Below are 6,763 nucleotides of genomic sequence, written 5' to 3' on the forward strand. Positions count from 1 at the left end.
GCGCCGGACCAAAGCGAGATCGAGCGCTTCTGCTCAAACATCGCCGATGCCGCCCGCGACCGCCGCTATGTCCTGCAGGCGCAGGAACTGAAGCAGCTCCAGGCTGGCATTGACGAGCGCATGAAAGCTCTTGATGCAAAGAAAGCTGAATACGAGACCTGGCTGAAGCGGCGCGAGGTTTTCCTGGCCCGGGCCGAGGACGGCGTCGTCCAGATCTACGCCGGTATGAAACCCGACGCCGCCGCCGAGCGGCTGGCCATCGTCAACGCCGACCTGGCTGCGGCTATATTGATGAAGCTCGATTCACGCAAGGCGAGCGTCATCCTCAACGAAATGGACCAGAAGGCGGCGGCGACGCTCACCGGCATTATGGCCAGCGCAGCCCGAAGGGTAGATCCGTCATGATCCGGAAGATGCTTGTCCTGTGCGCGGTTACTACCATGCTGTCCGGTTGCGGAACCAACCTCAAGGAGGTCGGCAGAGAGCCGGCCCTGTCCCCGGTCGGCTCCGGCATCGATGGCGGCAGCACCGGCTCGCTCTATCGATATCCGCAAACGCCGCCAGCGCCGGTCAAGAAATTCTCGTTGTGGGACGACCGCCAGAGCCGGCTGTTCACCGACCCGCGGGCGCTGTCCCAGGGCGACATCCTGACGGTCAAGATCAAGATCAACGATCGCGCCAACTTCAAGAACCAGAACGACAGGAGCCGCACCGCCAATCGCAAGCTCGGTTATGACCTCAGCGCGCAGTGGGACAAGTGGAGCACCGCCGGCAAGGGCGCCGGGGCGCTCACCTCCACCACCGACACGACGGCTGACGGCGAGATCAAGCGCTCGGAAACGCTTGAACTCAATGTCGCGGCGATCGTCACCGATGTGCTGCCCAACGGCAATCTGATGATCACCGGATCGCAGGAAGTGCGCGTCAATGCCGAGCTCAGGGTGCTGACGCTCGCCGGCATCGTGCGGCCGGCCGATATCGGCGCCGAAAACACCATCCCCTACGAACGCATCGCCGAGGCCCGCATCTCCTACGGCGGACGCGGTCGCATCACCGAGGTCCAGCAACCTGCCTACGGCCAGCAGATCCTCGACCAGGTTCTTCCGTTCTAGGATCGGGGCAGGTCGCCGTGGCAAATATTGAACAGGTTCAGCCGCGCAAGGGTCCCTCCCCTGTCATTCAGGCCGGCATGCTGCTGCTTGTGACGGCGGCCGCCATTGGCGTGGGTTGGATGTCCGGCGGTTATCTCAAGGGCGTCGGCGCACCGGCGTCGGTACCGGTCGCGCCTGAGAACGAAGGTAAGATCATGCAGCCCGCCGCAGCCGAGCAACCAGGCCTGGGCCCGATGCTTGTCGTGCTGGCGCCGATCACCACCAACATCGCCTCGCCTGCCGGCACCTGGATCAGGATGGAGGTGTCCGTCGTCTATGACGCGCCGCAGCCACAGGCAATGTCGGATGACATCCACCAAGATCTCCTGGCCCTGGTGCGCACGTTGAAGATGCATCAGATCGAGGGAGCCAGCGGCTACCAGCACCTGAAGGCCGACCTCGAAGAACGCGCCGCGATCCGCAGCCAGGGTCACGCCAAACAGGTACTCATCAGGACATTGCTGCTCGAATGAGAAAGTTCCTTCTCGCCACCGCCATGATCGCCGCCGCCACCTCCATCGCGGCGGCTCAGCAGCTCGATCTCGGCGGCATCGGCAAGGCTGACGGCACCACCGTCGGCTACATCATCCAGATGTTCGGCCTGCTGACTGTTCTGTCGGTCGCGCCGGGCCTGCTGATCATGGTGACCAGCTTCACCCGCTTCGTCATCGCCTTCTCGATCCTGCGCGCCGGCATCGGCCTGCAGTCGACACCGGCACACCTCATCCTGATTTCGCTGTCGCTGTTCATGACCTTCTATGTCATGGCGCCGACCTTCGATCAGGCCTGGAACACCGGCGTCAAGCCGCTGATGGACAACCAGATCACCCAGACCGAAGCCTTCGACAAGATTTCCGATCCGTTCCGCACCTTCATGCTGCACAATGTGCGTGACAAGGATTTCGACCTCTTCGCCGATCTCGCCCGCGAGCGCGGCCAGACCGTTTCGCGCGACACCGTCGACCTGCGCATCCTGGTGCCCGCCTTCATGATCTCGGAGATCCGGCGCGGCTTCGAAATCGGCTTCCTGATCGTGCTGCCATTCCTGGTCATCGACCTGATCGTCGCCACCATCACGATGGCGATGGGCATGATGATGCTGCCGCCCACGGTGGTGTCGCTGCCGTTCAAGATCCTGTTCTTCGTCCTGATCGACGGCTGGAACCTGCTTGTCGGCAGCCTGGTGCGCTCCTTCAACTGACTCTGCCGCGCCGGCTCGAAATTCCAGCAATATATTTTCGATTAACCGTCCGGTTTAGCCCTTTGGTAGGGACTTGCCCGCATATTCGCTCGCAGATGGCGGGTGATCGATTTCAGAGATCATTGGCATGATGCCGCACCGTCATACCGGGAGGCCCGGTATGTCAAAAAAACACCTGTAAAAACCAAGGTACGAGTACCATGTCCAGCATCATGACGAACTCCGCCGCGTTGACGGCTCTGCAGAGCCTTAACGCCACCAGCAAATCCCTCCAGGACACCCAGGCCCGCATCTCGACCGGTTATCGCGTCTCGCAGGCCTCAGACAACGCCGCTTACTGGTCGATCGCCACCACGATGCGCTCCGACAACCAGGCAATGTCCACCGTTTCGGACGCTCTCGGCCTCGGCGCCTCGAAAGTCGACACCGCCTATACCGGCATGAACAGCGCGATCTCCACCATCAACCAGATCAAGGCAAAGCTGCTGGCTTCCTACGGCCAGACGGACGCCTCGAAGGAAAAGACCCAGACCGAAATCACCGCTCTTCAGGCGCAGATGAAGTCCTACGCCGACGGCGCCACCTTCTCCGGCACCAACATGCTGTCCGTAGACAGCGGCTCAACAGCCACGACGGCTGCCGATGTGAAGATCCTTTCGGCCTTCAACCGTGACGCGGCCGGCGCATCTTCGATCTCGACCATCGACGTCAAGGTGGAAAGCATCAAGCTCTATGAAGCTGGTACCACCTCGGGCCTCGCGAAGGGCATCCTTGACACGTACCGCCTCGGCAGCGACGGCAGTGTGGCCGCAGCGGTCTCCGGCACGCAGACAGCTCTAGGGGCGGCTGCACTGGCCACCGACACCTATTCGGCCGCCTCGCTTTCCATCTTCTCGGGTGGCACGGCTGCCAGCGATTCGCAGATCAAGCAGATGCTGACCGTCATCGACTCCGCGCTCGCCGATATGACCAACTCGGCCACCACGCTCGGCGCCGCCAAGAGCAGTATCGACCTGCAGAAGACCTTCACCTCGGACCTGATGGACTCCATCGACCGCGGCGTCGGCCAGCTCGTCGATGCTGACATGAACAAGGAATCGACCCGTCTGCAGGCCCTGCAGGTCCAGCAGCAGCTCGGCGTGCAGGCGCTGTCGATCGCCAACGGTTCCTCGCAGTCGATCCTGTCGCTCTTCCGCGGCTGATCGCCTCCGCTCAACCACAGTTCGCACTAGAAATTCGGGCCGCGCCAAAAGCGCGGCCCTATTTGCGTTTGCTCCAGCCCCGCACAATCCTCGATCCTTAACTCTCAAAAGCCAGCTTTTAACAGGCTGTTAACCATGCCGCGCTAGTTATGGTTAACCAATAGCTTACGACAGTTGGCGAATCGGTCCGAACGGCACGATGCCAATCGTTGAACAGGCCCATCCGGCATGTCTGAGCATGTCGGCTTTTGAGAAGGAGCGACTTTCTTGGCGAGCATCATGACCAACGCCTCGGCGTTAACCGCACTTCAAAGCCTCAGCGCCACCAACAAGTCGCTCGAACAGACACAGGCCCGCATATCGACCGGCTATCGGGTCTCGCAGGCTTCGGACAACGCCGCCTATTGGTCGATCGCCACCACCATGCGCTCGGACAATTCGGCCCTGTCGACGGTGCAGGATGCACTCGGCCTCGGCGCCTCGAAAGTCGATGCCGCCTACACCGGCATCACCAACGTGCTGACGACGATCGGCCAGATCAAGACCAAGGTGTTGTCCATGGTCGGCCAGACGGATGCCGCCAAGGCGAAGACCCAGACCGAGATCAAGGCGCTTCAAACGCAGATGAAGTCCTTTGCCGATGCGGCCACCTTCTCCGGCTCGAATTTCCTCGCGGTGACCTCCAAGCAGGTCACGGCCGCCAATGATGGCGTCCAGCCCGACTCGCAGATCGTGTCCTCATTCAATCGCTCTTCATCCGGCGCTGTCTCGATCGGAACGATCAACATCAATGTCGAGGGCACCAAGCTTTTCGACTACGGCCTTGCCGCCGAGGTCAAGAACCAGGGCGTCCTCGATCGCCAGACCTCCATCTATTCCACGGGCGCCGCCCAGACCCTGTATGACAACGCCTATGCTGGCGTGATCGCGGGCGGAGGAACGGATATCGCCGCGAACACTGCCGGCCAGACGGCGGCGGGAGCGGTCACCAAGGTCGACAATATTTCCGCCTACAACCTCGACATCACGGCCCCAGGGGTGACCGACGGCATCATCACCCAGATGGTCACCATGATGGACAAGGTCATGGCCCAGTTGACTGATTCCGCCACCATCATCGGTTCGGCCAAGAGCTCGATCGACCTGCAGAAGACCTTCACCCAGAGCCTGATGGACTCCATCGACCGCGGCGTCGGCCAGCTCGTCGACGCCGACATGAACAAGGAATCGACCCGCCTCCAGGCCCTGCAGGTGCAGCAGCAGCTCGGCATCCAGGCACTGTCGATCGCCAACAGCTCCTCGCAGTCGATCCTGTCGCTGTTCAAGAACTAATCGCGGGCGCCACCGGCGCCCTCCTTTCGCATCCCAACTGACGGGCCGCGCCGCAAGCGCGGCCCGATTTCATTTTCGCACAAGCTTCGAAGACTAGAGTTCCGGCGGACAATCATGCTGGGAGTCGTCGAACCGTGCCGGAACAGATCCAGAGCATCATCTCGAATCTCCGCGGGTTTGGCGTGAAGCGCCTCGCCATGCTGGCGGGCATCGCCGTTCTGGTGATGGGCGTCATCGGCATCGCCTCGGTCTATCTCAACCGCCCCGCCTACGACACGCTCTATGTCGGGCTCGACCGCGCCGACGTGAACCAGATCGGCCTGGTGCTCGGCGAAGCCGGTATCGGCTTCGATGTCGGCGCCGACGGAACCTCGGTTCTGGTGCCGGCCGGCACCACCGCCCAGGCGCGCATGCTGCTCGCCGAAAAGGGCCTGCCGACCAGCGCCAATGCCGGCTACGAACTGTTCGACAATGTCGGCTCGCTCGGCCTCACCTCGTTCATGCAGCAGATCACCCGCGTGCGCGCGCTTGAAGGTGAGATCGCCCGCACCATCCAGTCGATATCGGGCATCAAGGCGGCGCGGGTCCACATCGTCATGTCCGAACGCGCCAATTTCCGCCGTGACGAGCAGCAGCCTTCCGCCTCCGTGGTCATCCGCTACGCCGGCATCGACGCCGAAAAGAGCGCCATGTCGATCCGCCATCTCGTCGCCGCCGCCGTCCCCGGCCTGTCGGCCGACAAGGTGACGGTGCTCGATTCCAGCGGCAATCTGCTGGCTGCGGGCGACGACCCTTCAAACACCAGCGCCGCCCGCACGCTCGGCGTCGAGCAGACCGTCGAGGCGCAGATCGGAGACAACATCCGCCGTGCGCTGACGGCCTATCTCGGCCCCGACAATTTCCGCGCCAGCGTCAAGGCCGAGGTCAACACCGACACCCGCCAGACGGAAGAGACCATCTTCGATCCGAATTCCCGCGTCGAGCGCTCGGTGCAGTCGGTGCGCGCCAACGAGAACAACAACCAGAAGCAGGCTTCCACTCCGGCCAGCGTCGAGCAGAACCTGCCTGAGACCCAGGCAACCGCCACCGATGGCCCGCAATCCTCCTCGCAGAACGACCGCAGGGAAGAGATCACCAACTACGAGATCAATTCCAAGAAGATCGCCACCGTCTCCAACGGCTACACCGTCACCAAGATGTCGATTGCCGTGGTCGTCAACCAGCAGCGGCTGACGACCATCCTCGGCAAGGACGCCACACCGGAGCAGATCGCCAAGCGCGTCGCCGAGATCCAGAAGATGGTCACATCCGCCACCGGCCTGGATGAAAAGCGCGGCGACATCATCGACGTCTCGGCGGTCGAGTTCATCGATGGCCTGGATGGCGAGGCGATCCCGCAGGCGGGAATGCTCGATTCGATCGGCCAGCATGCCGGCACGATGATCAATGCAGGTGCCTTCATCGTCGTGGTGTTCCTGGTGGCCTTCTTCGGCCTGAGGCCGATGGCCGCGGCGCTGACGGCAAAGGCTGCTCCAGCCCTGGCAGGTCCCAGCTTCGACGACGTCCAGCGCTCGCTGCCGACGCCGGAGGCAATGGCGGCCACCGACAATGCCGCGGTTGGCGCCTTGCCAGGCACACGCCCAGGCCCCACTCCGCTCGACGATCTTCGCCAGAAGATCCGGCCGGCGCCGCAGGACCGGCTTGCCAGGATGGTCGACCTCAACGAGGAGCGCACCGCGCAGATCCTGCGCAAATGGGCTTCCCAGGAAGTGGCGGTGTAAAACATGCCTTCCGTAGCCCTCTTCGACCTTCTGCCTGATTTCGGCACGCGCGCGCAGCGTGCCGAAATCAGGCAGAAGGTCGAAGAGGGCTACGGA

General features: G+C 62.6%; 7 protein-coding genes. All 7 read left to right on the top strand.

Annotation, left to right across the window (positions count from 1 at the left end; translation table 11 throughout):
- On the top strand, nucleotides 1-405 hold a 405-nt coding region (locus EN969_RS10965), incomplete at its 5' end, for a MotE family protein (RefSeq protein ID WP_127419122.1).
- A complete protein-coding gene (flgH, locus tag EN969_RS10970; protein WP_063168919.1) occupies nucleotides 402-1,112 on the top strand; it encodes a flagellar basal body L-ring protein FlgH in 711 nt (236 codons plus the stop codon). The genes EN969_RS10965 and flgH, both read left to right, overlap by 4 nt.
- A gap of 17 nt (nucleotides 1,113-1,129) precedes the next feature.
- Entirely contained in the window at nucleotides 1,130-1,624 is a 495-nt protein-coding gene (locus tag EN969_RS10975) for a flagellar basal body-associated FliL family protein (protein ID WP_013529790.1), read from the top strand.
- Complete coding sequence (gene fliP / locus EN969_RS10980; protein WP_127419123.1) at nucleotides 1,621-2,352, top strand: flagellar type III secretion system pore protein FliP; 732 nt, start codon at nucleotides 1,621-1,623, stop codon at nucleotides 2,350-2,352. The genes EN969_RS10975 and fliP overlap by 4 nt, the downstream gene beginning before the upstream one ends.
- Nucleotides 2,353-2,552: 200 nt before the next feature.
- A complete protein-coding gene (locus EN969_RS10985) occupies nucleotides 2,553-3,554 on the top strand; it encodes a flagellin (RefSeq protein WP_013529788.1) in 1,002 nt (333 codons plus the stop codon).
- A gap of 267 nt (nucleotides 3,555-3,821) precedes the next feature.
- Nucleotides 3,822-4,886 carry a flagellin gene (locus EN969_RS10990; protein ID WP_027161432.1) on the top strand — a complete coding sequence of 355 codons (1,065 nt, stop codon included), beginning with the start codon at nucleotides 3,822-3,824 and terminating at the stop codon, nucleotides 4,884-4,886.
- A 134-nt stretch (nucleotides 4,887-5,020) separates the two neighbouring features.
- Nucleotides 5,021-6,667, top strand: coding sequence for a flagellar basal-body MS-ring/collar protein FliF (fliF, locus tag EN969_RS10995; RefSeq protein WP_013529786.1), 1,647 nt, complete (start codon nucleotides 5,021-5,023; stop codon nucleotides 6,665-6,667).
- Nucleotides 6,668-6,763: the final 96 nt, after the last annotated feature.

The organism is Mesorhizobium sp. M7A.F.Ca.CA.003.01.2.1 (assembly GCF_003998945.1).
In the GTDB taxonomy this organism is placed as follows: Bacteria; Pseudomonadota; Alphaproteobacteria; order Rhizobiales; family Rhizobiaceae; genus Mesorhizobium; species Mesorhizobium ciceri.